The organism is Xenorhabdus ishibashii (genome assembly GCF_002632755.1).
GTDB lineage: Bacteria > Pseudomonadota > Gammaproteobacteria > Enterobacterales > Enterobacteriaceae > Xenorhabdus > Xenorhabdus ishibashii.
This window is the reverse complement of record NZ_NJAK01000001.1, coordinates 466,551-491,246: the sequence shown is the minus strand read 5'-3', so window position 1 is coordinate 491,246 and position 24,696 is coordinate 466,551. Positions and strand designations below refer to the sequence as shown.

Annotated in this window: 27 protein-coding genes and 1 other annotated feature; of the genes, 11 read left to right on the top strand and 16 right to left on the bottom strand. The window is 42.6% G+C overall.

Features of this window, described 5'->3' with window-relative positions:
- Positions 1-4 precede the first annotated feature (4 nt).
- On the bottom strand, positions 5-1,585 hold the full coding sequence (locus tag Xish_RS02330; protein ID WP_099116534.1) for a TerC family protein: 1,581 nt from the start codon (positions 1,583-1,585) through the stop codon (positions 5-7).
- Between the two features lie 290 nt (positions 1,586-1,875).
- On the opposite strand from Xish_RS02330, the gene gndA reads away from it, so the two are divergent.
- Positions 1,876-3,282: an NADP-dependent phosphogluconate dehydrogenase gene (gene gndA / locus Xish_RS02325; protein ID WP_099116533.1), complete on the top strand. Its 1,407-nt coding sequence runs from the start codon at positions 1,876-1,878 to the stop codon at positions 3,280-3,282.
- A 90-nt stretch (positions 3,283-3,372) separates the two neighbouring features.
- On the opposite strand, the gene Xish_RS18515 is transcribed toward gndA, so the two are convergent.
- Entirely contained in the window at positions 3,373-3,513 is a 141-nt protein-coding gene (locus Xish_RS18515; RefSeq protein WP_167383190.1) for a hypothetical protein, read from the bottom strand.
- Between the two features lie 86 nt (positions 3,514-3,599).
- Entirely contained in the window at positions 3,600-4,109 is a 510-nt protein-coding gene (locus tag Xish_RS02320; protein ID WP_141553930.1) for a YbaK/prolyl-tRNA synthetase associated domain-containing protein, read from the bottom strand.
- 154 nt (positions 4,110-4,263) lie between these two features.
- Here Xish_RS02320 and yiaY point away from each other — a divergent pair, with 154 nt between their 5' ends.
- Complete coding sequence (gene yiaY / locus Xish_RS02315; RefSeq protein WP_099116532.1) at positions 4,264-5,415, top strand: L-threonine dehydrogenase; 1,152 nt, start codon at positions 4,264-4,266, stop codon at positions 5,413-5,415.
- 235 nt (positions 5,416-5,650) lie between these two features.
- On the opposite strand, the gene Xish_RS02310 is transcribed toward yiaY, so the two are convergent.
- Positions 5,651-5,938, bottom strand: a complete 288-nt coding sequence (locus tag Xish_RS02310; protein WP_099116531.1) for an ArsR/SmtB family transcription factor — start codon at positions 5,936-5,938, stop codon at positions 5,651-5,653.
- Positions 5,939-6,058: 120 nt separating this feature from the next.
- Between Xish_RS02310 and Xish_RS02305 the strand changes: the two genes are divergently transcribed.
- Entirely contained in the window at positions 6,059-7,060 is a 1,002-nt protein-coding gene (locus Xish_RS02305; protein ID WP_099116530.1) for a permease, read from the top strand.
- 88 nt (positions 7,061-7,148) lie between these two features.
- Complete coding sequence (locus tag Xish_RS02300; protein WP_244185895.1) at positions 7,149-8,234, top strand: methyltransferase domain-containing protein; 1,086 nt, start codon at positions 7,149-7,151, stop codon at positions 8,232-8,234.
- Between the two features lie 105 nt (positions 8,235-8,339).
- Here Xish_RS02300 and hisIE read toward each other — a convergent pair whose 3' ends face one another.
- From hisIE to hisG, 8 genes are read right to left on the bottom strand one after another with little or no spacing between them, the layout of a single operon-like run.
- A complete protein-coding gene (gene hisIE, locus Xish_RS02295) occupies positions 8,340-8,975 on the bottom strand; it encodes a bifunctional phosphoribosyl-AMP cyclohydrolase/phosphoribosyl-ATP diphosphatase HisIE (RefSeq protein ID WP_099116528.1) in 636 nt (211 codons plus the stop codon).
- Complete coding sequence (hisF, locus tag Xish_RS02290; RefSeq protein WP_099116527.1) at positions 8,969-9,745, bottom strand: imidazole glycerol phosphate synthase subunit HisF; 777 nt, start codon at positions 9,743-9,745, stop codon at positions 8,969-8,971. The genes hisIE and hisF overlap by 7 nt, the downstream gene beginning before the upstream one ends.
- On the bottom strand, positions 9,727-10,464 hold the full coding sequence (hisA, locus tag Xish_RS02285) for a 1-(5-phosphoribosyl)-5-[(5-phosphoribosylamino)methylideneamino]imidazole-4-carboxamide isomerase (protein ID WP_099116526.1): 738 nt from the start codon (positions 10,462-10,464) through the stop codon (positions 9,727-9,729). The genes hisF and hisA overlap by 19 nt, the downstream gene beginning before the upstream one ends.
- Positions 10,465-10,468: 4 nt before the next feature.
- Positions 10,469-11,059, bottom strand: coding sequence for an imidazole glycerol phosphate synthase subunit HisH (hisH, locus tag Xish_RS02280; RefSeq protein ID WP_099116525.1), 591 nt, complete (start codon positions 11,057-11,059; stop codon positions 10,469-10,471).
- Between the two features lie 22 nt (positions 11,060-11,081).
- On the bottom strand, positions 11,082-12,164 hold the full coding sequence (gene hisB / locus Xish_RS02275) for a bifunctional histidinol-phosphatase/imidazoleglycerol-phosphate dehydratase HisB (RefSeq protein WP_099116524.1): 1,083 nt from the start codon (positions 12,162-12,164) through the stop codon (positions 11,082-11,084).
- Entirely contained in the window at positions 12,161-13,279 is a 1,119-nt protein-coding gene (hisC, locus tag Xish_RS02270; protein WP_099116523.1) for a histidinol-phosphate transaminase, read from the bottom strand. The genes hisB and hisC overlap by 4 nt, the downstream gene beginning before the upstream one ends.
- Positions 13,280-13,305: 26 nt before the next feature.
- Positions 13,306-14,634 carry a histidinol dehydrogenase gene (hisD, locus tag Xish_RS02265; protein WP_167383204.1) on the bottom strand — a complete coding sequence of 443 codons (1,329 nt, stop codon included), beginning with the start codon at positions 14,632-14,634 and terminating at the stop codon, positions 13,306-13,308.
- Positions 14,635-14,636: 2 nt separating this feature from the next.
- Positions 14,637-15,536, bottom strand: a complete 900-nt coding sequence (gene hisG, locus Xish_RS02260; protein ID WP_099116521.1) for an ATP phosphoribosyltransferase — start codon at positions 15,534-15,536, stop codon at positions 14,637-14,639.
- A gap of 52 nt (positions 15,537-15,588) precedes the next feature.
- Positions 15,589-15,712 (bottom strand) — a sequence feature (His leader region).
- On the opposite strand from hisG, the gene Xish_RS18510 reads away from it, so the two are divergent.
- Together Xish_RS18510 and Xish_RS02255 are read left to right on the top strand one after the other, a co-directional pair.
- A complete protein-coding gene (locus tag Xish_RS18510) occupies positions 15,658-15,807 on the top strand; it encodes a hypothetical protein (protein ID WP_167383203.1) in 150 nt (49 codons plus the stop codon). (Overlaps the previous feature by 55 nt.)
- A gap of 219 nt (positions 15,808-16,026) precedes the next feature.
- Complete coding sequence (locus Xish_RS02255) at positions 16,027-16,866, top strand: SDR family oxidoreductase (protein ID WP_099118637.1); 840 nt, start codon at positions 16,027-16,029, stop codon at positions 16,864-16,866.
- 19 nt (positions 16,867-16,885) lie between these two features.
- Here Xish_RS02255 and Xish_RS02250 read toward each other — a convergent pair whose 3' ends face one another.
- A complete protein-coding gene (locus Xish_RS02250) occupies positions 16,886-17,506 on the bottom strand; it encodes a glutathione S-transferase family protein (protein ID WP_099116520.1) in 621 nt (206 codons plus the stop codon).
- Positions 17,507-17,660: 154 nt separating this feature from the next.
- Between Xish_RS02250 and Xish_RS02245 the strand changes: the two genes are divergently transcribed.
- The gene (locus Xish_RS02245; RefSeq protein WP_425275013.1) at positions 17,661-18,866 is read left to right on the top strand and encodes a serine hydrolase; all 1,206 of its coding nucleotides are present in this window, start codon (positions 17,661-17,663) and stop codon (positions 18,864-18,866) included.
- Positions 18,867-18,965: 99 nt separating this feature from the next.
- On the opposite strand, the gene Xish_RS02240 is transcribed toward Xish_RS02245, so the two are convergent.
- The 3 genes from Xish_RS02240 to Xish_RS02230 form a co-directional block, all read right to left on the bottom strand.
- Entirely contained in the window at positions 18,966-20,273 is a 1,308-nt protein-coding gene (locus tag Xish_RS02240) for an HAAAP family serine/threonine permease (RefSeq protein ID WP_099116518.1), read from the bottom strand.
- 831 nt (positions 20,274-21,104) lie between these two features.
- Positions 21,105-21,713 carry an undecaprenyl-diphosphate phosphatase gene (ybjG, locus tag Xish_RS02235; RefSeq protein ID WP_099116517.1) on the bottom strand — a complete coding sequence of 203 codons (609 nt, stop codon included), beginning with the start codon at positions 21,711-21,713 and terminating at the stop codon, positions 21,105-21,107.
- A gap of 406 nt (positions 21,714-22,119) precedes the next feature.
- Positions 22,120-22,383, bottom strand: coding sequence for a GrxA family glutaredoxin (locus tag Xish_RS02230; RefSeq protein ID WP_099116516.1), 264 nt, complete (start codon positions 22,381-22,383; stop codon positions 22,120-22,122).
- A gap of 56 nt (positions 22,384-22,439) precedes the next feature.
- Between Xish_RS02230 and Xish_RS02225 the strand changes: the two genes are divergently transcribed.
- From Xish_RS02225 to rlmC, 4 genes are all read left to right on the top strand, one after another.
- Complete coding sequence (locus Xish_RS02225; protein ID WP_167383189.1) at positions 22,440-22,631, top strand: hypothetical protein; 192 nt, start codon at positions 22,440-22,442, stop codon at positions 22,629-22,631.
- Positions 22,597-22,908, top strand: a complete 312-nt coding sequence (locus Xish_RS02220; RefSeq protein ID WP_244185893.1) for a YbjC family protein — start codon at positions 22,597-22,599, stop codon at positions 22,906-22,908. The genes Xish_RS02225 and Xish_RS02220 overlap by 35 nt, the downstream gene beginning before the upstream one ends.
- Before the next feature lie 78 nt (positions 22,909-22,986).
- Positions 22,987-23,508 carry a type III secretion system chaperone family protein gene (locus Xish_RS02215; protein WP_099116513.1) on the top strand — a complete coding sequence of 174 codons (522 nt, stop codon included), beginning with the start codon at positions 22,987-22,989 and terminating at the stop codon, positions 23,506-23,508.
- Between the two features lie 26 nt (positions 23,509-23,534).
- Entirely contained in the window at positions 23,535-24,668 is a 1,134-nt protein-coding gene (gene rlmC / locus Xish_RS02210) for a 23S rRNA (uracil(747)-C(5))-methyltransferase RlmC (protein ID WP_099116512.1), read from the top strand.
- The last annotated feature ends 28 nt before the right edge of the window (positions 24,669-24,696 follow it).

The window sequence follows — 24,696 nt, the reverse complement described above, 5'->3', positions numbered from 1 at the left end:
TGGATTATATTTCCACCTCTTCTGCCACGCTCAGTGGGGTAATTTTCACTTTATTGATGCGGTGGCTGGTGATTTCCAGTGCTTCAAACAGATAGTCACTAATCTTCAATTGTTCGCCTTGCTGTGGAATGTGTTGCAGATGCTCCATCAACAAGCCTGCTAGTGTCTGGTATTCCCGTTTTTCATCCAATGGCAGCGGCACATAAAGTACCAAATCTTCCAGTGGCATAAATCCATTGGCGATCCAATATCCCTCTTCCATGACCTGAATGTCATGACGAGCATCGATCTCTCCGCTACCTACAGGAAGATTACCTGTAATGGTTTCCATCACATCGGTTACCGTAACCACCCCTTCGACAGAACCAAACTCATCGACAACAAAGGCAAAATGAGTTTGCGCTTTACGGAACTGTTCCAGCGCCTGTAGCAAGGAGAGAGATTCTGGGAAAATCAACGGTTGTTGGACTAATTTCTTTAAATCAAAAGTATTGTGAGTCAGTTGTTGATTAAGGATATCAATCACATGTACTACGCCAAGTGGTTCGTCACCACTTTGTTCATCTGTAACCACAATTCGTGTATGTGGCTTTTGTTTCAGTAACGTAGTCAATTTTTCGGTAGGGGAATGGATATCCAGATAGATTACATCATGGCGTGAAGTCATGATGCTACTGACGGTACGTTGTGCCATGCTGAGAACGCGGGCAATCATCTGGCGTTCCTGAGGTTCAAAGATTTCTTTGTTATCTGTATGATCTGCAATGAGATCAGAAGCATGGTTATCCAACGCAGCGCTTTCACGTTTGCCATTTAAAATGTGAAGGACAGCTTCTGCGGTTCTTTCACGCAGGGAGCGGGAAGCGCTCAAGAACTTGCGGCGATTGAACTGAGCGAACAGGTTCAGTGCTTCAATCATGATGGAGAAGCCGATGGCAGCATAGAGATAGCCTTTCGGAATATGATAGCCAAAGCCTTCTGCAACCAGGCTAAAACCGATCATTAGCAAGAAACTGAGACACAGGATCACGATTGTGGGATGTGCATTGACAAATTTTGTCAACGGTTTGCTGGCCCATATCATCAGGATCATGGCAATGGTTACAGCCGTAATCATGATACCAATGTGATTGACCATTCCTACGGCGGTGATAACAGAATCCAGAGAGAATACCGCATCTAAGACAATAATTTGTGCAACAACCGCCCAGAAGCTAGCTCCTTTGCGTTGTTGGTTAGCATGCAAGGTTTTTCCTTCTAACCGTTCATTCAATTCCATTGTTGCTTTGAACAGCAAGAATATCCCCCCTATCAACATAATTAAATCACGGGCACTAAAAGGGTGTTCCCATAAAGTAACTAATGGATTAGTCAGGGAAATGAGCCAGGATAAGCTGAATAGCAGTAATATCCTCATGAGAAGGGCGCAGGAAAGTCCTGTCAGGCGAGCTTTATCTCTCTCTTTTTCAGGTAGTTTATCTGCCAGAATGGCAATGAATATTAAGTTGTCTATTCCGAGAACAATTTCTAAAACGATAAGTGTGGCCAGACCTGCCCATATCGTCGGATCAGCGATCCATTCCATACAATTTATTTTGCCTTTTAGTGGGACGGCATTTGCCGACTATTAAATAATGCGTATTGAAATGCGAAATATCAATAGTTGATTTGTCTCAGTTGGAAATTTTTTCAGCAAAAAAACGTCACGCCGATATCGATTGCATCAATAACTACCTTCAATGGCTATTCCTGAGTTAACATGTGACTTCATTAACAAATTGCCCGCTCTGTTTTGTTGCATACGGTATGCATTACGCTCGGTATTACGTATAGCATCTTGAGTGGGCGGCAGTCATTATTAGACGGGAGTTATTCATGTCCAAACAGCAGATCGGTGTTGTCGGTATGGCGGTAATGGGGCGCAACCTGGCGTTGAATATTGAAAGCCGAGGTTACTCTGTATCTATTTTTAACCGCTCCAGCGATAAAACAGATGAAGTTATTGCTGAAAATCCAGGGAAAAAATTAGTTCCAAGTTATTCCATTGAAGAGTTTGTCGATTCGCTGGAAAAGCCACGTCGTATTCTGTTGATGGTTAAGGCTGGTGAAGCTACGGATAAAACCATTGCATCACTGATGCCACATTTGGATAAGGGTGACATTCTGATCGATGGTGGCAACACCTATTTTCAGGATACTATTCGCCGTAACCGTGAGTTGTCTGCTCAGGGCATTAATTTTATCGGTACAGGGGTTTCTGGTGGTGAAGAAGGCGCACTGAAAGGGCCTTCAATTATGCCGGGAGGTCAGAAAGAAGCTTATGAATTGGTGGCACCAATTCTGAAAGAGATCGCAGCTCAGGCAGATGGCGAGCCTTGTGTGACTTATATCGGGGCAGATGGTGCAGGCCATTATGTGAAGATGGTTCACAATGGCATTGAATATGGTGATATGCAGTTGATTGCAGAAGCCTATTCTCTGTTGAAAAGTTCATTGAACCTGAGCAATCAGGAATTGGCTGAAGTATTCAGTGACTGGAACCAAGGTGAACTAAGCAGTTACCTTATCGAAATTACTGCCGACATTTTCCGTAAGCAAGATGAAGACGGGAAATATCTGGTTGACGTGATTTTGGATGAGGCGGCCAACAAAGGCACCGGTAAGTGGACTAGCCAAAGCTCGCTGGATCTGGGTATTCCAGTAACACTTATTACGGAATCTGTCTTTGCACGCTATATTTCTTCCCTGAAAGATCAGCGCGTCGCTGCATCTAAACTTCTGTCAGGTCCAGAAATTCAGCCATTCAATGGAGATAAGGCTGAATTTATTGAGAAAGTCCGCCGTGCCCTGTATTTGGGTAAGATTGTTTCTTATGCGCAAGGCTTCCAGCAGTTGAAAGCGGCATCGGATGAGTACAATTGGGATCTGAACTATGGTGAAATTGCGAAGATCTTCCGTGCGGGGTGTATTATTCGTGCCCAATTCCTGCAAAAAATCACCGATGCATACAATGAAACCCCCGCTATCGCCAACCTGCTTTTAGCACCTTACTTCAAACAAATCGCAGATGAATATCAGCAAGCTCTGCGTGATGTTGTTTCTTACGGTGTGCAGAATGGTATCCCAACACCAACATTCTCTGCTGCAATCTCTTATTATGATAGCTATCGCTCTGCGGTATTGCCGGCTAATCTGATTCAGGCACAGCGTGATTACTTTGGGGCGCATACTTACAAGCGTACTGATAAAGAAGGTGTTTTCCACACTGAATGGTTGGACTAATCATTTAGTATCCCATAAGTATATCTAATGCTTTCAAGGTGAGGTGCTGATTTTCAGCACCTTTTTTGTGAAATGACATAAAGTGAAGCATCAATCTGGAGGTTGCCACTTAATCAATCGTTGGGCAAATCTCTCCAGCCAGTGTGCTATCTCTGCATCATGGAGATAAAGAAATACAGTGAGACAGAGGATAGCAAGGCTGAGTATTATCAGAACAAAAATATTATTCATATAATAGTCACCCATCTTTATCTGGTTAAATTATAGCAAAATTTAAGTTATCTTTAATTTATTGAGCAGCTTTTTTAAATCTGGCTTTAATCGCTTCTTTTCCGAAAGGTAATTAATTCTGGCATAGCGATGCGACGGTAATCTGCTGTATGCAAAATAATCGAACGCTCCAGACTACCCGCGTTAAATGCTAATTCTTCATAGCGCTCAAATAAAAGCGGATCGGCAACCAATTTCAGTTCTGGGTGAAAACTAAAGGGTGGGATGGCACCAAAAACACAACGGGTTAATTCAGAAACCTCTTTTGGGCTTGCCAAAGATGCTCGGCTCCCTCCTATTTGTTTGGCAAGAATAGCAAGATCGGCTTGTTGATCAGCAGGTAAGACAGCAAGGACATACTGTCGGTAACCATTTCCTTTCACATGGCAAATCAGGCCTTTAGCGCCTTGTCCTAGCTGGGTTCCCCGTATTTTTGCTACTTCTTCTGAACGACCGCCAGTAGCATGTTCCATAACTCGATAGCGGGCATTGTTGGTGTCTAATAGGGTAGTGAGGCGTTCAAAGATGTCGTTTTTTAGCAAAATATTCTCCTGCATAAACTCAAAGTGAAAATTGATACCTATTTTTTCCGTCTTGCATCAGCAATTATTGATTTTGGTCAAAATTACTGGGGTAGATAAGTGTCACATTGTAATTCCAGTTTTTTACACTAAGATTTGGAATACTTCAGTAAAATCTAAGGAGTTTCAAATGGCAGCATCAACTTTTTTTATCCCACCAGTGAATAAAATCGGTATGGGATGCATGACTGAAGCCGTCGAATTAATGAAAAATTATGGCTATAGACAGGCTTTGATTGTCACTGACCGCGTGTTAAACGAGATTGGTGTTGTTGGAAACGTCCAGGCTTTGCTGGCAGATGTTGGGATAAAAAGTGCAATTTATGCTGGAACAAATCCAAATCCAACTACGATTAATGTTGGGGAAGGTTTGGAAATTCTGCGTCAGCATAACTGTGATTGTGTGATCTCTTTAGGGGGTGGTTCGCCGCATGACTGTGCAAAAGGCATTGCGCTGGTGGCAGCTAATGGCGGAGATATTCGCGATTATGAAGGAGTTGATCGTTCAGCGAAACCACAACTCCCTTTGATTGCCATCAACACCACTGCGGGAACCGCTTCTGAAATGACACGCTTCTGTATTATTACGGATGTTGAACGTCATATCAAAATGGCCATTGTGGATAAAAATGTAACGCCCATCTTGTCAGTCAATGATTCTGCATTGATGGCAGGGATGCCAAAAGGATTGACTGCTGCGACAGGAATGGATGCATTGACGCATGCGATTGAGGCTTATGTCTCTACGGCGGCGAACCCTATCACTGATGCCTGCGCGTTGAAAGCTGTGACAATGATCAGCCATTATTTACGCCGTGCGGTCGAAGATGGCAAAGATATGGAAGCGCGTGAGAATATGGCTTATGCTCAGTTTCTGGCCGGTATGGCATTCAATAATGCGTCCTTGGGATATGTCCATGCTATGGCACACCAATTAGGTGGATTTTATGATTTGCCACATGGTGTCTGCAATGCGGTTTTATTGCCACATGTACAGAGATTCAATGCAAAAGTTTCTGCCGCTCGCCTAAGAGAGATTGCGGCAGCTATGGGGGTTGAGGTTGCTGCTTTAAACGATACGCAAGGTGCTGACGCTTGTATTCGAGCAATCAGTCAATTGGCAAAAGATGTGAATATTCCGTCAGGCCTGTCTGAATTGCATGTAAAAGAGGAAGATTTACCAACATTAGCGGCCAATGCGTTGAAAGATGCCTGTGGGTTCACCAACCCAATTCAAGCGTCACATGCAGAAATTGTTGCTATCTTTAAGACGGCAATGTAATTCACTGAGTAGTGTTTTGATTTACTAAATGTTCTAGTAAAATTAAGATCCACTGACAAGCCCCATTATTTTCTACGGGATTTGTCAGTGGACTCACATATTTCTTAATGAAATGCCATGTTCTTCTTTTCAGGCTTACTATGGCTTTATTCCATATACCTGATGAAAATATTGTCTTCTGCTGTCACCATTATGTTTTACATAATTGATATTATTGCTCGGTGAAGTATTCGAGCTAAATCCCCACACAACACTCTTCTTGCAAGAAATTGATCAGATTTCCCAAGTGCTGATAATCAGGTATACATACGATAGTACGACTGTGTTTCTCTTGACGGATGAGTCCGACCTTCACCATACGGTTGAGATGATGTGACAGTGTTGAAGGGGGAATATCTAAAGCTTTCTGAATTTCCCCGACGGAGGCTCCCTGATGACCAGCCTTCACTAAAAAGCGAAATATGGCTAATCGATGACTATTCCCTAGTTCCGCCAGACTTGCTGCGACTTCTTCGTGTTTCATACGCGTCCCTAAACCCAAAATTCTATGTTTCTAGAAATATACTTGACAGGAATTGCAATGGCAATCTATCATCCCCAATATTTCCATATTACTAGAATTATAGATATATAAGGATCTGGTATGTCTTCCCAATTACAAGAAACCCTAAACATGTTTGTCTTCCTCGCCATAGAGTTATCAGCCTTGTTTATTGGTATCAGTTTGTTGGTTGGTATTCTCCAGCGGCATATACCACCATCCAAGGTAGAAGCGTTACTGAGTGCTAACCGGAAAAGGGGATATTTTTTAGCTGCTGCCCTCGGCTCTATCACTCCTTTCTGTAGTTGTTCGACTATTCCTATGTTGAAAGGATTAATTCGTGCCAAAGCTGGTTTTGGTCCAATGATGGTATTTTTATTTTCTTCCCCGCTATTAAATCCCATCATCGTCGTATTGTTTGTGGCTACTTTTGGCCTGACGCTAACAGCCATATATGTACTTTCTGCCTTTCTGGTCTCATTGGGTGCCGGATGGCTGTTACAAATATTGGGATTTGAACGTTATGTACGCCACGAAGAGGGATCTGATTGCGGGGTTTCTGGAAGTAGTTGCGCGATTAAACCGGTTATATCAAATAGTTGTGAACCAATGGCAGCTCCCTGTTGTTCGGCTACCCAGATGACTACACAATCTACGGGTTGCTGCGATAGTCAAACCACTAAAGTGCGTCCAAAAAGTAAATATAGCGGTCTATGGCAGGAAACCTGGGCAGATTTTAAGAATGTATTACCTTACTTATTCATCGGTATAGCTATAGGCAGTGTGATTTATGGCTATGTTCCTACTAGTCTGCTTGAAAAATATGCTGGTTCAGATAATCCTTTTGCAATCCCAGTTTCTGCTGTCATTGGAATACCACTGTATCTGCGCGCTGAAGCTTTGATACCGCTTTCAGCAGCTTTGATGGCGAAAGGGGTCAGCGTCGGAGCGATTCTGGCATTAATTATTGGTGGTGCTGGCGCCAGCCTGACTGAGCTAATTTTATTACGCTCCCTATTCACATTGAAACTTTTGGCGGCCTTTGTCGCTGTTATCCTTGCGATGGCAATGATCGCAGGTTACATGGCTTTATTGTTTTTCTGAATATTGATCAAATAAACGCATTAGGTCGATCGTTATTAGCGTTATGTCAGAGCTAAGGTTGGGTTTTATTAGAGGTTATAGGAATAGAATGATGAAAATCAGAGAACAACAATTGTCTCAGCGAGTTGAAAATGTACAGAATTACTACGGTACAACGCTTTCGGGCAAGGAAGACCTGGTAACTAATGTTTGCACTGTAGATGAACCACCTTCTGATGAGATCAGGGCTATATTAAAGTCAATCCACCCAGAAGTGCAGCAGCGTTTTTATGGCTGTGGTACTCCTTTTCCTCCTTTACTGGCTGGATCAACCGTGTTGGATTTGGGATGTGGCGGCGGGAGAGATTGCTTCATTTTATCTAAGTTGGTAGGCGAAAAAGGGAAGGTTATTGGCGTGGATGCTACTCCTGAGCAAATTGAATTTGCCAAGAGTTACGTTGAATATCATCGTGAGGCCTATGGCTATAACGAAAGTAATGTACATTTTATACACGGTAATATTGAATCCTTGGATCTACTCAATTTACCGCAGAATAGTGTCGATGTCATAGTCTCCAATTGTGTCATTAACTTAGCTACTGCAAAATCTGATGTGCTTCAGGGCATGATCCGGTTGCTCAAGCCTGGTGGAGAAATTTATTTTGCTGATATTTTCTCTGATCGCAGACTTTCCCAAGAGTTGAAAAATGATCCATTGCTGATTGGCGAATGTATTGGCGATGTCTTGTATTATGGTGACTTTGTGCGAATAGCGCGTGATGCAGGTTTTCGGGATATACGGATTGTTGCAAGCAATCTAAAGGCTATTCGCAACAAACCCATTGAAGAAAAGCTGGGAGGCGCAAAACTGTATTCAATGACTCTCAGGCTATTCAAGATTGATCTAGAAGATAGTTGTGAAGACTATGGCCAAGTCGCCATATACAAAGGTAATCTCCCTGATGCCCCTATTCGCTTTATGTTTGATCAAGAACATGTATTTGAAACAGGGAAAGCGATGCCAATATGTCGGAATACGGCAGATATCATTTATAAAAGTCGATACCATAACTTATTTAATGTGATTGGTGAAGGCCGTACGCATTATGGCATTTTTAACTGTGGAACAGCTTCAAGCAACTCTGCCGTTTCAGTTGAAATCCCCATAAGCGCACCAGGTGGTTGTGGCTGCTAAATAGAGTGAACAGGACTCTTTAACAAGACAGCGGGAAGCCACTTCGTACATATAGCTTGGCGAAGTGGCTGTTATTTTTCGAAGCCGTTATTCCTGTACCGAAAATTATTCCTTGGCTGAGTGCCGTTCCCGTAATCGACGAATAATACGACTAAGATCGAGCTTTTGATCCTGAAGTAAAACCAACAGATGATAGAGCAAATCTGCGGCTTCGTTAGTCAATTCTTCCCTATCATTGACGGTTGCTGCTAATGCGGTCTCGATGCCTTCTTCGCCCACTTTTTGAGCGATGCGTTTTGTTCCGCTGGCATATAAATGAGCCGTATAGGAACTGTCTGGCGAGGCATTTTTTCGGCTTGCCAGTAATTGTTCCAATTCATAGAGAAAACCCCATTCGGTTTGTGCAGGAGCAAAACAGCTTTCACTGCCTTTATGACAGGTGGGACCAACAGGATAGACTAAGGCTAGCAGGGTGTCGTTGTCACAATCGGGATAGATACCAACCAGATTCAGGAAGTGGCCGGAGCTTTCGCCTTTTGTCCATAATCGTTGTTTAGTGCGGGAAAAAAAGGTCACATTGCCAGAATTGAGCGTAACATTCAGTGCCTCCTGATTCATATAACCCATCATTAACACGGTTCCAGACGTGGCATGTTGGACGATAACGGGCATCAGATTATCCACTTTTTGCCAATCCAGTTTCTCAACTTCCTGAGTTGTTAATTGTCGTTCTGTCAGCATGTTCTAACCTCGACACCTTGTGTAGCCAGATATTGTTTGAGTTCACGGATATTAATGATCTGTTTGTGAAAAACCGAGGCAGCTAAAGCACCATCAACATTTGCCAATTGAAAAGCATCCAAAAAATGTTCTGGTGCCCCAGCACCTCCAGACGCCACCAATGGTACAGAACAGATATCACGCACTAATTTCAGTTGGGTCAGATCATAGCCATTACGGACACCGTCTTGATTCATCATATTCAGGACGATTTCACCAGCACCGCGTTGTTGAACTTCTTTGATCCAATCCAATGTTTGCCAGCGTGTTGCAGTTGTGCGTGTTTCATCCCCTGTAAATTGGTAAACTCGATAACTATTCGTGTTTTCATCAAACCATGTATCAATACCCACGACAATACATTGCACACCGTAACGATCAGCCAGACGGTTAATTAAATCTGGATCGGCTAAGGCTGGAGAATTGATAGAAATTTTATCTGCACCAAATGCTAGAATTTGTCCCGCTTCTTCGACAGTCTTAATACCACCGGCAACGCAGAAAGGGATGTTGATAACTTCCGCGACTTTTGCCACCCAGCTTTTATTTACTACTCGGCCATCGGAAGAGGCGGTAATATCGTAAAATACTAATTCATCAGCTCCTTCTTGGGCATAACGCTGTGCGAGAGGAACAATATCACCAATAAGCTCATGGTTACGGAATTGTACACCTTTGACAACTTGTCCATCACGGACATCCAGACAGGGAATTATGCGTTTTGCCAACATTGGATAGCCTCCGCCAGGGTAAATTTTCCTTCCAGTAATGCGCGCCCGACAATGACACCCGCCACACCAGAAGCAGGCAAGGGGGAGATATCGGTGAGACTACCAATGCCACCAGAAGCTTGAAATTGGATTTGCGGATATTGCTGGCTGATTGCCTGATAGAGCGTGATATTAGAGCCGCTCAATGTGCCATCACGGGAAATATCCGTGCATAAAACATGTTTTAGTCCAACAGGGAGATACTGTTCAATGACATATTCAAGGGTAGTGTTGCTGTTTTCTTGCCAACCACTAATGGCGACTTGTTTTATCCCATTTGCATTGATGCGGACGTCCAGTGCCAGCACAATTGCCTCTGCTCCGTAGTTTTGCAACCATTGTTTGACTAATTCAGGCCGTGTAATTGCAGTGGAACCAATGACAACTCGGTTTGCACCTGCTTCAAGCAGTATTTTTATATCTGTCTCTGAACGAATTCCTCCTCCAACTTGAACGGGCACAGTAACGCCTGCCAATAGCTCTTTTAAAAGTGCAATCTGACGTTTGGCAGGCTCTTTTGCGCCTGTCAGATCGACTAAATGCAGTAACTTAGCACCTTCCTGTTCATATTGCTGTAAACGAGAGAGCGGAGAGCGGCCATAATCCCGACGTTGGTCATAATCTCCCTGATGCAAACGCACCACATTACCATCGATTAAATCTAATGCAGGTATAATCATGCGATTACATCTCCAAAAAGTTTTTTAGTAGCTGTGCGCCTGCTGCTCCTGAACGTTCAGGGTGGAATTGCACTCCAAAGAAATTGTCTCTTGCAACGGCGCTACTAAATGTATTGCCATACTCCGTTTGGGCAATCGTATATTCACCGACAGGCAGGGCATAACTGTGAACAAAATAGAAACGGGAGTTATCTGCAATATGGCGAAACAGTGGATTACCTGTCTGTGCTTGCACTTGATTCCAGCCCATGTGTGGCAATGGCAAATCTGCGGCTATCATTTTTTTGACAGGCGCGTCAATGAGCTGCAATAGCGGAATGTTACCCCCTTCCTCACTGGCACGAGCCAGCAATTGCATACCGAGACAGATACCTAATACAGGTTGGGTAAGAGAATTAATTAAGGGAATTAATTGTCGTTGTTCAAGTTGTTTCATCGCTGCGGTTGCCGTACCCACTCCGGGTAGAAATAGTTTATCGGCTGTTTGAATAATACCCGCATCTAAACTCACAATTGGCTCATAACCTAACCGACAGATGGCATAGGTAACAGAAGCAAGGTTAGCGCAACCTGTGTCTAGAATAACAACGTTCATCATGGCTCCTTCATCTTCTTTCCTATAAAACACCTTTGGAACTCGGCAAGGTATCGCCTTCTACGCGAATAGCTTGTCGTAACGTTCGGCCAAAGGCTTTAAACAGGCTTTCTGCCCGATGGTGATCGTTCTTGCCTTTGGTTTTCAGATGCAGAGTACATCCCATTGTGTAAGAGAGGGAGCGGAAAAAATGTTCGATCATTTCGGTACTCAAATCTCCAACCCGCTGGTGTTTAAATTCAGCTTTATATTCAAGATGTGGACGACCGGAAATATCCAGAGCACAGCGAGCGAGGCATTCATCCATTGGCAGCATAAACCCAAATCTGACAATGCCACGCTTATCCCCCAATGCTTGCTTTAAAGCATCTCCCAGTGCAAGACCGGTATCTTCAACCGTATGATGATCGTCAATATAGAGATCACCCTTGACTTGGATATTCATGCGCAAGCCGCCGTGAGTTGCGATTTGATCCAGCATATGATCGAAAAAACCGACTCCTGTATTGATGCGACTTTTTCCTTCACGATCCAGCCAAATTTCAATATCGATAGCGGTTTCTTTAGTTTTTCGTTCGACATGAGCATAGCGATTTTTATGGATCAATTCTTTGCCGATCAATTGTTCACAAATGGTTGTCCATCCTAGTGATTCTGGCTGGTAGCGAATGCCCTTTATTCCCATATTTTGGGCTAATTGCAGATCGGTTTCCCGATCACCGATGACATAACTGCTGTCAGTATCGATAACATTATCTGCCAGATATTTTTGCACCAAGCCAAGTTTGGGCTTACGACAGTGACAGTTGTCTTCTGGTTTATGTGGGCAGATCAGAACCTCTTCAAAATGGATACCTTGTGAGGTGAAAATCTGCATCATCAAGGCATGGGGTGGCTCAAAATCCGCTTGTGGAAAACTAGCCGTACCTAACCCATCCTGATTAGTGATCATCACTAATTTATAATCAGCTTTTTGCAGGGCGAGTAAAGCTGGGATCACACCAGCCTCAAAAGCCAATTTATCAAGGCGATCAACCTGATAATCACTAGGTGGTTCGGTGATCAATGTTCCATCGCGGTCAATAAAAAGCATTTTCTGGCTCATGGATTTTCAGTTTCCTTGGTTTGTTGAGGTTGGTTGGAAAGTGCACTAATGGTACGAACCAACTGTTCACATTCATTACGGGTGCCGACGGTAATGCGCAGGCAATTTGTTAATCCTGGTTGTTTACGTTGGTCACGCAAGATGATCCCTTGCTCCCACAGCGTCTTGAATACCAGCTCTGCATTAGTAAATTTCACCAAAATATAGTTGGTTTCGCTTGGAAACACGTTTTCAACTAATGCCAAGTTACTGAGAGCCTGCTGGAGATAAGCACGATTGCTAATGATCTCTGCCACGCGATTTCTCATTGTTTCAATGCCTGCTTCAGTCAGTGCTTGTGCAGCGATATCAGCAACAGGCGTCGCCAGTGGATAAGGCGCAATCACTTTTAGCATCAGTGCGATGATATCGGCAGATGCCAGCGTAAATCCACAACGTAATCCAGCCAAAGCAAAAGCTTTCGAGAGGGTTCGCAAAATAACTAAGTGGGGATAGTTTTGCAGCCAACGGGTGGTAACATGGGTAGCTGTATGTTGTGGGCAAAATTCGATGTAGGCTTCGTCAATGGCAACGATGGCACGATGACGAGCTAATTCAAGGATCTGGCGTAATATCTCTGGATCAATCAGGTTGCCTGTTGGATTGTTGGGACTACAAATATAGATAAGCTTGACGCGTTCCAGATTACTTTTGATAGCAGCAATATCAGGTTGCCAGTTAGCGCTGACAGGGATTTTTTTCTGTTCCACACCGAAGGTTTCGGCACTCACACCATACATACCATAGGTTGGTGGGCAAAACAGTACAGCATCGCGCCCTGGCTCGCAAAAAACGCGGATCAGCAGTTCGATAGATTCATCTGCTCCACGGCTGACAAGAACTTGCTCCGGTTGCAGGCCAGCATAATCGGCATAACGTTGAATGACTGTGGTGGGTTGGCATTCAGGATAGCGGTTGAGCGTATGTTCGGTGAGTTGGAAATCGGGTGCGATAGGATATTCATTCGCATTTAACCAAATATCACCACGACCACCCAGACGGCGGGCAGACATATAAGGGACTAATTTGCGAACGTTTTCTCTTGCCAATGAATTGATATCAAAAACCGTACTCATGATTGTTCCTTAACTTTTTATGGTTATCAAACCTTGTGGTTTTCAGTCACATTATTAAAGGCTGTCATACGTAACGTAACCGCATTTTTGTGTGCAATAAGTTGTTCTGCCTGTGCCAGTGTTTCGATAGTTGGGGCGAGGTTTTTTAATCCTTGTGGAGTGAGCCGCTGGACGGTCATTCTTTTCAGGAAATCAGCCAAGCCAAGGCTGGAATAGGTTGAAGTATAGCCGTAGGTAGGCAGAACGTGATTAGTACCGGAAGCGTAATCTCCGGCGGATTCAGGTGACCAGTCACCAAGAAAAATAGAGCCGGCGCTGGTAATTTGCTCAAGTAATTGCTCAGGCTGACGAGTTTGAATAATCAAATGTTCTGGACCATATCGGTTGCTGATTATTACGCATTGGTCGAGATCTTTAGCAATAATTATCCGGCTGGCTTGCAAAGCCTGGATTGCGATCTGTTGACGTGGTAAGGCCATGAGTTGGGTTTCAATTTCACGGATAACCTTTTTAGCCAAATCTTCATCGGGGGTTAGCAGTATCACTTGGGAATCAGGGCCATGTTCTGCTTGTGAAAGCAGGTCTGCTGCCGTAAATATGGGATTGGCTCCGCTGTCAGCGATAACCAATACTTCGGATGGGCCAGCGGGCATGTCGATCGCGGCGCCATCAATCTGTTGGCTGACCTGACGTTTGGCTTCTGTTACCCATGCATTTCCGGGACCAAAAATTTTGTCTACTTTGGGAACGGATTCAGTTCCGAATGCCATTGCGGCAATTGCCTGGGCACCACCGATTTGAAATATTTCGCTTATTCCACATAGTTGCGCAGCATAGAGTATTTCATCGGCAATAGGGGGAGGAGAACACAAGATAATTCTACGGCAGCCTGCAATGTTGGCTGGTGTACCTAACATTAATACCGTTGAGGGCAGGGGAGCAGAGCCGCCGGGAATATAGAGTCCAACTGAATCTATTGGGCGTGTAACTTGTTGGCAGCGAACGCCCTGCACTGTTTCAACATCAACTTCTGCTGGTGTTTGTGCCTCATGGAATCGACGGATATTGCTCATAGCCCGTTGCATAGCCTGCTTGATTTCTGGTGTCAGGCGAGCCGTAGCGGCATCCACTTCATTGGCTGAAATTTGGATGGTTGTAACAGTTGTTTTGTCGAAGCGTTGGCTGAACTCATGTAATGCTTGGTCGCCTCGTGTTTTTACTGTTGCCAGAATCTGTTTAACTGTGCCGGAAATATCGTCGGATGCGGCAATAGCCGGACGGGTCAGCAATATTTTTTGTTGTTCTGGCGTACATGATTGCCAGTGAATGATGGTTTTAAAATTGGTGTTCATCAAGGCTACTCCATCATTTTTTCAATTGGCAGAACTAAAATAGAACTGGCACCTAATGCCTTGAGTTTCTCCATCGTTTCCCAGAACAGGGTTTCACTACTGACCATATGCATGGCTACGCGATTTTGTGCTCCTGCCAGTGGCAAGATAGTGGGGCGCTCAGCGCCTGGCAGCAGGGATATAATCTCTTCCAATTTGTCGCTGGGAGCATGCAGCATGATGTATTTGGATTCTCGTGCCTGAATGACGCCTTGGATGCGGAGCATCAATTTGTCAATAAGCTGCTGTTTGGCTTCTGGCATCTCTCCATCACGCTGGATCAAACAGGCTTTTGAGCGATAAATGACTTCTACTTCCCGCAAGCCATTGGCTTCCAATGTGGCACCGGTGGAAACTAAATCACAAATAGCGTCAGCAAGTCCTGCGCGGGGGGCAACTTCGACTGAACCATTGAGAAGGCAAGGTTTGAAATGAATGCCTTTTTGGTCTAAATAACGTTTTAATAAGTGTGGGTAAGAGGTTGCGATACGGGTATCTTGCAAGCATTTCACGCCGGTATAATCGAAATCAAAAGACGTTGCCAGAGAAAGACGACAATCGCCAAAATCGAGGCGGCACAATGTCAGATAGCGAGGATCTTCTTCTTGTGCTCGGCGAGTCAGTAACTCTTCTTCAAGCACATTTTCCCCAATAATACCTAGATCGACAACGCCATCCATTACTAAGCCTGGGATATCATCATCGCGGACACGCAGGATATCGATAGGCATATTTTCAGCGAATGCGATAAGGCGCTGTTGTTGTAAGTTAATTTTGATGCCGCAGCTCGTTAGCAATGTCCTGGAGTCATCACTCAGACGGCCTGATTTTTGAATGGCTATACGTAAGCGTGTTTTATCTAGCATGTTTTTGTCCTATATTAAGATTCAGTTAGTAATTAATTCGTAAAAACCAGAAATAAAAAAACCCTCGGAAAATCTTCCGAGGGTTTTTTTATCGTATTCATTCCACCGGAAGACGGGTTAAATGTCTTCCAGCACACAGCAGCCTGAAAGACTAGTCAGGATGATGGTGATGATGGTTAAATTGAATACGGTTCATATACGGGTTCTCTATTTTTTCTACACAGTAGTTTTCTACAAGAAACGTGCTGTACTGAATAATGGCTATACGTAACGCTATGTTTATGATTAAGGATTGGTTGCTTGTTGTTTAACCTATACGATCTTGTGTATAAAAAGCAAACTTTTTTTAAAGAAGATATTTGTTTTGTGTTAACGTATTGTTTTAAAAGAAAAATGTGTTTGGTTGCTATTAAACAAATCGGTAAGTAATGTTAACTATGGGTACATAATAGCCTAAGAATCAAAATGATATCGCTTTTGGGAGGGCATGGTGAAAAAAGTTTCTATTATTGGGTTAGGATGGTTAGGAATGCCATTGGCACAAGCCTTACAAGGCGAGGGAATGCAAGTAGTTGGTAGTAAAACAACACCAGATGGTGTTGAAGCGGCTTGTATGTGTGGAGTGGATTGCTACCAGCTAAACTTGAAGCCTCAGATTGTTTGCGATGCGGATGATCTTGAGCAACTGATGTCTGTTGATGTGCTGGTTTTGACATTACCTGTTAGTGGTGTTGCTGGTGGTGGGAAGGAATATGTACAGGCGGTACAACTGGTTGTTGATACTGCACTTTCGTATTCGGTTCCGCGGATTATTTTCACCAGTTCTACTTCAGTTTATGGTTCATCTGCTGGTTACCTCAATGAAGATAATCCCGTGTGTCCCGAAACTGAATCAGCCAAGGCACTGGTTGAATTGGAAAACTGGCTGCATCAACTACCCAATACGTCGGTCGATATCTTACGTTTGGCTGGGTTGGTAGGCAGTGGGCGCCATGCAGGGCGTTTTCTCGCTGGAAAGAAGGCACTCAGCGGAGGAGAAAATGCGGTTAATTTGGTACATCAAGATGATGCCATTTCTGCGATTAAGCTTCTTATTCAACAACTAAAAGGCGGGCATCTTTTTAATTTGTGTGCGCCAATACATCCGAAAAGAGCAGAGTTTTATCAATCAGCTAGTCGCCAGCTCGATCTGACGCCGCCCGAATTTTTACAGCCAGAAAGAGCAAAAATCGAAAGTCAAGTAGAAAAAATTGTTGATGGTAGCCGCATCTGTCGGGATCTAGGGTTTGGGTATCAGTTCCCAGATCCCGGCAGAATGCCAATGAGTTAATTAAGTAATAAGTAAAACCTTAGTTTATTTCTATCATAACAATCTTTCTGAAAGCAGGTCTTTCAGTTAGCAATTGATACCAACGCTCTAAGTTTGGCAGAGATGGGCGCTCTATTTCTACGTTTAACCATAAGTAGGCCAGAGGAGCTAAGGCAATATCAGCCATACCAAATTTGTCACCGGAAAGGTACTGCTGATTGCTTAGGGTGTCATTGACCATTTTCAGCAATTTTTCAATTTCGGCTAAAGCTTGGGCGATGATTTTGGGGTCACGTTGATTTGCCGGTGTTCTGATAAAGCTAATCATAAATTGTTTAATAGGAGGGAAGAGATTGCAGCCTACCCAGTCCATCCACTTCTCAACACTGGCTCTTTCTTGAAGATCGGCTGGGTAAAGACTGTCTTTGCCAAATTTCGCCGCAATGTAACGCACAATGGTATTGGATTCCCATAAGATAAAATCGTCTTCTTGCAAACAAGGAATAACTGCATTGGGGTTCATACGCAGGTATTCAGGATCATTGAGTTTGCCAAATTTACCACCAACATCAATTTGCTGATATGGCACATTTAGCTCTTCCAGACACCAAAGCACTTTTTTCACATTTGATGAATTTTTACGCCCCCAAATTGTCAACATCATTTTCTCCTTAATGTCAGTCTATTTTTAACGATTGATAATATGACAATAAAGCTAGTTGAATAACAGAAAAATCTTTACGTTATTAGGTTGGAGTCTTCTCTTATAACATCCTATATTAATAGAGTTTTAGCAGAAAAAAGGGAGAGCGATGATGAAAAAAAGACAGCAGATACCGATAATTAAATCTTTTACCTTTGGCTTGAGTGTTTTTTGGTTGGCGAGTATCAATGTATATGCAATAGAGCAGCCCGCCGCACCTGAAATTGATGCAAAAGCCTATGTATTAATGGATTATGCCAGTGGAAAAATTCTGGCTTCAAATAACGCCGATGAGCGGTTAGATCCTGCCAGCCTGACGAAGATAATGACCAGCTATGTCGTAGGGCAAGCGATCAAATCAGGGAAAATTTCTACAGAAGATATGGTAACTGTTGGTAAAGATGCCTGGGCTACAGGGAATCCAATACTTAAGGGATCATCGCTGATGTTTTTGAAACCAGGTGACAGGGTTAAAGTGATTGATCTGAACCGTGGGGTTGTTATCCAATCCGGTAATGATGCCAGTATTGCACTCGCTGATTATGTTGCGGGCAGCCAGGACACTTTCGTTGACTTGATGAATAAGTACTCAGAAACACTAAAATTGACGAACACTCATTTCAAGACAGTGCATGGCCTGGATGCAGCAGGGCAGTATAGTACCGCTCATGATATGGCGCTTCTAAGTCAGGCCATGATCCGTGATGTGCCGGAAGAATACGCCCTGAATAAAGAGAAAGAATTCACTTTTAACAATATCCGCCAGCCTAATCGTAATCGCCTGTTGTGGAATAAAAACATGGATGTGGATGGCATCAAAACCGGACATACCAGCGGTGCAGGCTATAATCTTGTAGCATCGGCAACCGAAGGGCCAATGCGTCTGATTTCAGTGGTATTAGGTGCTCCGAGTGATCGGGTACGTTTTTCTGACAGTGAAAAACTTTTGTCATGGGGATTTCGTTTTTATGAATCGGCGACTCTGTTGAAGGCCAGTGATACTTTGGTGACAGAGAAAGTATGGTACGGGACTCGTCCAGAAGTCGCATTGGGCGTGGAAAAAGATGCTTCCGTGATAGTTCCCCGTGGACAAGGAGGCAATTTGAAAGCAAGCTTTACTCTGGATAATACCTCGCTTGAGGCACCATTAGCTAAGAACCAAGTGGTGGGTACAGTGAACTTCCTGCTAAACGATAAAGTTATTGACCAGCACCCCTTGGTTGTTAAAGAGGCAGTGGAAGAAAGTGGCTTCTTTGAACGCATGTGGGATTTCGTTGTAAAAACGGTTAGTGGCTGGTTTAACTCGATCTTTGGTTAATATAGCGGGAACATCTAAATGAAAAAAATGCCAGTCGATCTTGTGATGACTGGCATTTTTTAGGTGCTACTGTCGAAGAAAGCAGCTCATGGATTTTGATTACATCACTGAGTAAATTGCCGCTGAAATAGCAATTGAGCCGGTGACAATGACAAAAATATTGCTTGGTTTACCTGCATATTTACGCATAGCCGGAACTTTTTTGATTGCATACATTGGCATGATAAACAGGATCATGGCAATAATTGGCCCACCCAGTGATTCAATGATATTCAGGATACTTGGGTTAAGTGTAGCAACGATCCAAGCACTGACCAGCATAAAGAGGCTAGTGATACGATTCAGCGTTTTGTGCTGAATAGTCTTGCCACTCGTATTCATCATGGCTTTATTCACAATGCCATTAAAGCCTTCACGGGCACCCAGATAGTGGCCGAGGAAAGACTTGGTAATGGCAATAAAAGCGATAAATGGAGCAATATACTCAATAGTTGGTACACGGAAGTGGTTGGCCAGATAGGACAGAATAGTGATGTTCTGTGCTTTTGCTTCTGCCAAGTTTTCCGGTGATAAGCTCAGTACGCAACTGAAAACAAAGAACATGACTGTCAGTACCATCATGATATGGGCATAGGCCAGAATGCGTGAACATTTTTTCTCTGCATGCTCACCATATTCTTCACGTTTTGCAACTGCGAATGCTGAGATGATTGGGGAGTGGTTAAAAGAGAAAACCATAACAGGGATTGCCAGCCACAGGGTAAATAGCAAGCCGTTATTGCTTGTGGCAGACATGACACTGTCCTGCGACAGGCTATCAAAAATGGTAGTGTTCCAGTGGGGAACTAAGTACAAGGCCAACAGCATCAAAACGGTGACGAATGGGAATACCAATACACTCATAGCCTTAACGATGGCTTTCTCACCGAAACGGATAATGCTCATTACACCAAGGAGCAATACCAATGCCAGTAATGCACGTGGTGGAGCATCAATTTGTAGCTGATGCACAAGAAAGCTTTCTACCGTATTGGTCAGTGCAACACTGTACACGAGTAAAATAGGATAAATAGCAAAAAAATAGAGAACGGTGATCAGAAAGCCAGCAACTTTGCCAAAATGTTCTTCTACCACGCCGGTGATATCATCACCACTGCTTTTACCAGATAAAACAAAACGACACATTCCTCGATGCGCAAAAAATGTCATGGGAAAAGCAAGAATTGCCATGATAATGAGCGGAATTAGACCACCAATACCTGCATTGATGGGAAGAAACAAAACACCGGCACCAATCGCTGTGCCATATAAGCCCAGCATCCATACTGTGTCTGATTTACGCCAGGTAGTGTGATTGCTTTTGCTGGAAGCAGAGGATGCTATCGAACCTGCTTGAGATGTGTCCATAAGTATCTCCGAAATAACGCGGTAAAGTAAAATTTAAAAACTACTAAACCCGCACATTAATTAAATGCGCAAGTTGGATTTTTATATGAATAATAAGTTGTCAGATATTGCGTTGGTGTTTATCTAAACGTTTTTATTACCACATCCAAAAAACTTAACCCCAGACTTTTGGTAGGGGAAATATAGTTATTTTCAGTGAAATGTACCGTGATCACTCTCGCAATTGCAAGATTTATATAGAGAATGAAAGTTGTTAAAAATATTTACCAAAATGTTGATTAAATATTAAATAAAATAAAATGCAAATTTTGTTAAAGAATGTATCATTATTTTTATTTTAAATTCCTAATATCTATCTGGTTAACTGCTCAATAATGTTTACATGTTAATGATGCTTTTTTGTTTGGTGTTTGAATAACCTGAAACTGAATTATAAATGCCAATATTTTTATCTTGATATATCTTTATTTGTCATATTTTTTTATTAATATTTTGATAAATAAGAAAAATTTACCTTGGTTGCCTATGGTGTTCAGTCTTTGACTGAAAATGTGTTTAGTATTGATTGCTCTTTAATAAAAGTTTTAAGGACAATCAATTGTTGTGTATGAAATTTGTTCTTTAACTCTGTATTCATGAAGTAATGGTAATCATTTTGTAGTTATATGTTGTTAAATATAACGAAGGGTTTTATTCTGATATTTAAAGCTACTATGAAGAGCAGAATAAATGCTAAAGAATTTCCTGAACAAAATAATGCCATGATTTTTTTATGGTTATCAGTTACACCAGCCATATGGAGATATATGGCTGGCGCATATTCAAATTTGATTAATTTTTTACCCACCCTTTTTTGATAAAAAATGCGCAGCAGAATTGATAGAGCCGAGTCAGTTTGTTTTGTAAATATTCTCCGTACTGGCTCCAAAATATTTGGGAAAAAGCACAGCCTAACAGGCTTACTAAAAATGCCCCAACCATATCGATTGGCCAGTGAACACCCACATAGACACGGGACCAGGCAATGGCGCAGGCGATAGCCATCAGGCATAAACCTGACCAAGCGCGATGCCAAAATATAAATGCCAGAGCGAAACTAAAGACTGCTGTGCCGTGGTTACTGGGAAAAGATTCAGTAGGTGCATGGTAGAGAAAATTATAGCCAAAACCTTCAACAAATGGCCGAGCATGCGGAACAATCATCCCGATGATATAGGAGGTTGCCATACCAAAGGCAAAAGCAATGCAAGATTTACTGACAACGGCGCGTTGGGATGTGATGGCTCGTTCTTTTCCCCAAAGCCAGCAAATGACTAATGTGGCAGGGTAAATAAATACGCAATATTTCGCTATAAAGATGGCAAGCGAGATCATTGCTGGTGATGAATCCGGGGTTGCATTGATAAAAGTAAACAAATTGTGGTTAAGTTGTTCTAGCAAAGTCAGCCTCACAAGCGAGATATTTACGTAAACAGGATGATTTTATTTAATGCTTAGTGATGTTGCATGAGTAAATAATATAGGGATTGTAATAATAATGAAAGATAACCGCTATCTTGCAAGTCGCTCGTGACTAACAAAAAACCCGATAGTCTTTAACCAAAGTGGATGACTATCGGGCTCCTCAATATGGGGACATCAAAGAAAAGCAGTGGCAATAATTAAGACTGCACTATGGTATGAAAGTTCTCATTCTTGAGAAAAAAATCGCAAAATTTTTTCAAGAAGGGAGAATTTCTTTGAAGAATAATAGGGTTAAGGCATCCGCTATCCAGCAAGAGGACGGTTTTTGGTTGGATAGCGGTTTTTTCTGACGACTGATTTTATAACTAATTATTGGATTCGGTTATTTGTACAGTTCCAAATTTTCTTTAGCATAAGCTTCAAAATCTGTGCAGCCACCGATATGTTTCTCGTCAATGAAAATCTGGGGAACGGTCTCAACAGGTTTACCCACCGTTTTTGATAAGTCGTTTTTGGTGATGTTTTCAGCCCAGATATCGACATAGCGATAATCAAAATCGTCACGCTCTTTTTTTAGTTTCTCTGCGAGTTCTTTGGCGCGAACGCAGTAAGGACAACCAGGGCGGCCAAAAATGACAGTGTACATACAAACTCCTTAGTGGCAATGATCATGAACTTCATAGAATGTCATCTGGCGTTACTATGCCTGTAAGTATTAATAAAAAAAAGCAGGAATTACCTTTTGTTGTAATTAGTCCTGCCAATAAACGGGATTCAGGTATGATAGGCTTACCAATTAGCAGAAATCTATTGAGTAACGAAAGTCTATTTTTAGGCCGGAATAGGTTAAAGAATGAAAATGAATCCATCAAAAAAGATGCGCTCATTGGCTGACATGCCTAAGTTAGTCATTTTATTGGAAGTATTGGGAGTGGGGTTGTTGGTTCTGGCTTACTTGTCAATAACTGATAGCATAATTCTATCACCTTTATTAATGACGACAGAAGCACACATTGCTATGATTTTATTGGGTATCGGCTGCTTGATACCAGCGGCTATCCATATTATCTGGCGTGCAGTCTATAATCTTTCCTTTTTGGGAATTGATCATAAGAAAGCGGATAAAAACCATCAGATTGTCACTGATGATGAGAAAAACAAAATAGATTAATTATTGTACATGAAACTGTTTGCTGGGAGTTTCCCTGTGGTAGCATGTGTAACTTCCCAGTCATATGAGGTTAATTCGATGGATTCTATGGTTATTCCCGATTTGTCAATTTTGCGTACGTGGCTTGAACAGCTCAAAATTTCTTATTTTGAGAATGATTCAGGCTCAATCTTGCATTTGCCTCATATGCAGAATATTGATGGCTTGTTTGATGCCAAGATCGATCTGTTGGGTGATGTAGTATTACTTTCTGCTTTGGCCGAAGTCAGGCCAACAGCGATAATTCCATTGGTTGCTAATTTGAGTCAGATTAATGCTTGTTCTCTTACTGTGAAGGCATTTATTGATGTTCAGGATGAAAGCTTACCTAAATTGATTGTTTGTCAGGCTTTCCCTATTGCTGCCGGAATGACTTTCAAACAATTCTCCAATTTTATGCAGCAGGGTGAAGAACAAATTGCGAATGTGATTTTTGAAATTCACAGCAATAATCTTCTCTATGTTAATAATGATGTAGAAAGTGAGATGGAAGTTGAAGTTGAAGTTGAAGATGAAGAGTCCTTAGCTTCAACGAAAACATCAACATTTACTTTGCATTAATATTTTTTTGATACGGTTTTTTTACGATGCAATGTGCGCAGTATACCGAGGGGTATTGTCACTCCTGCCAATGGCTTGATAAGTCATATTCGCAGCAATTATTTGATAAACAACAACATTTAAAGCAACTTTTACAGGAAGGATCAGTAGTACATTGGTTGTCACCAGTAATCAGTAAAACAAGTGAATTCCGTAATAAAGCCAAAATGGTAGTGAGCGGCAGTGTTGAGCGTCCATTGCTTGGTATGTTGCATCGTGATGGCCGAACGGTGGATCTTTGTGACTGCCCGCTGTATCCAAAATACTTTCAGACGGTATTTGCAGTCATAAAAACATTTATTGCCAAAGCTGGCTTGGTTCCGTACAGCGTTGAACGCAGAAGAGGGGAATTAAAATATATCCTTCTGACGGAAAGTCGCGCTAATGGCGAAATAATGCTGCGTTTTGTTTTGCGTTCGGAAACAAAGCTGGCCCAATTAGAGCGAGCTTTGCCTTGGCTACAGGAACAACTGCCACAAGCAACAGTGATTTCCGCAAATATTCAACCGACCCATATGGCGATCCTGGAAGGTGAGCAGGAAATCATTTTTACCGAACGTAAGATGTTGCAGGAAACTTTTAACGGTATTCCGCTGTACATCCGCCCGCGTAGTTTTTTCCAGACAAATCCAGATATTGCCGCAGCGCTGTATGCAACAGCGGGGCGTTGGGTCAGGGAATTGAACATTAGCAATATGTGGGATCTGTTTTGTGGTGCTGGCGGTTTTGGTCTGCATTGTGCAGATAAAGAGACTCGACTGACAGGGATTGAGATCAGCGCTGAAGCGATTAGTTGTGCTAAAAGTTCTGCCAAAAGCCTGGGGCTGGAGCAGGTAGATTTTCAGGCACTGGATTCCACTCATTTTGCCCTTGATAAATCACAAATACCTGAGTTAGTACTGGTAAACCCTCCTCGGAGAGGGATCGGCAAAGAGCTATGTGAATATCTTAGCCGGATGGCACCTAAATATGTGATTTATTCGAGCTGCAATGCTCAGACGATGGCAAAAGATATCACTATGCTTAAACAATATCGAATAGAAAAAGTGCAGTTATTCGATATGTTCCCTCATACCGAACATTATGAAACATTGGCACTGCTAGTTCTTAATGCAAACTAATAACCTTATGTCTCGATCATCCCGTGAT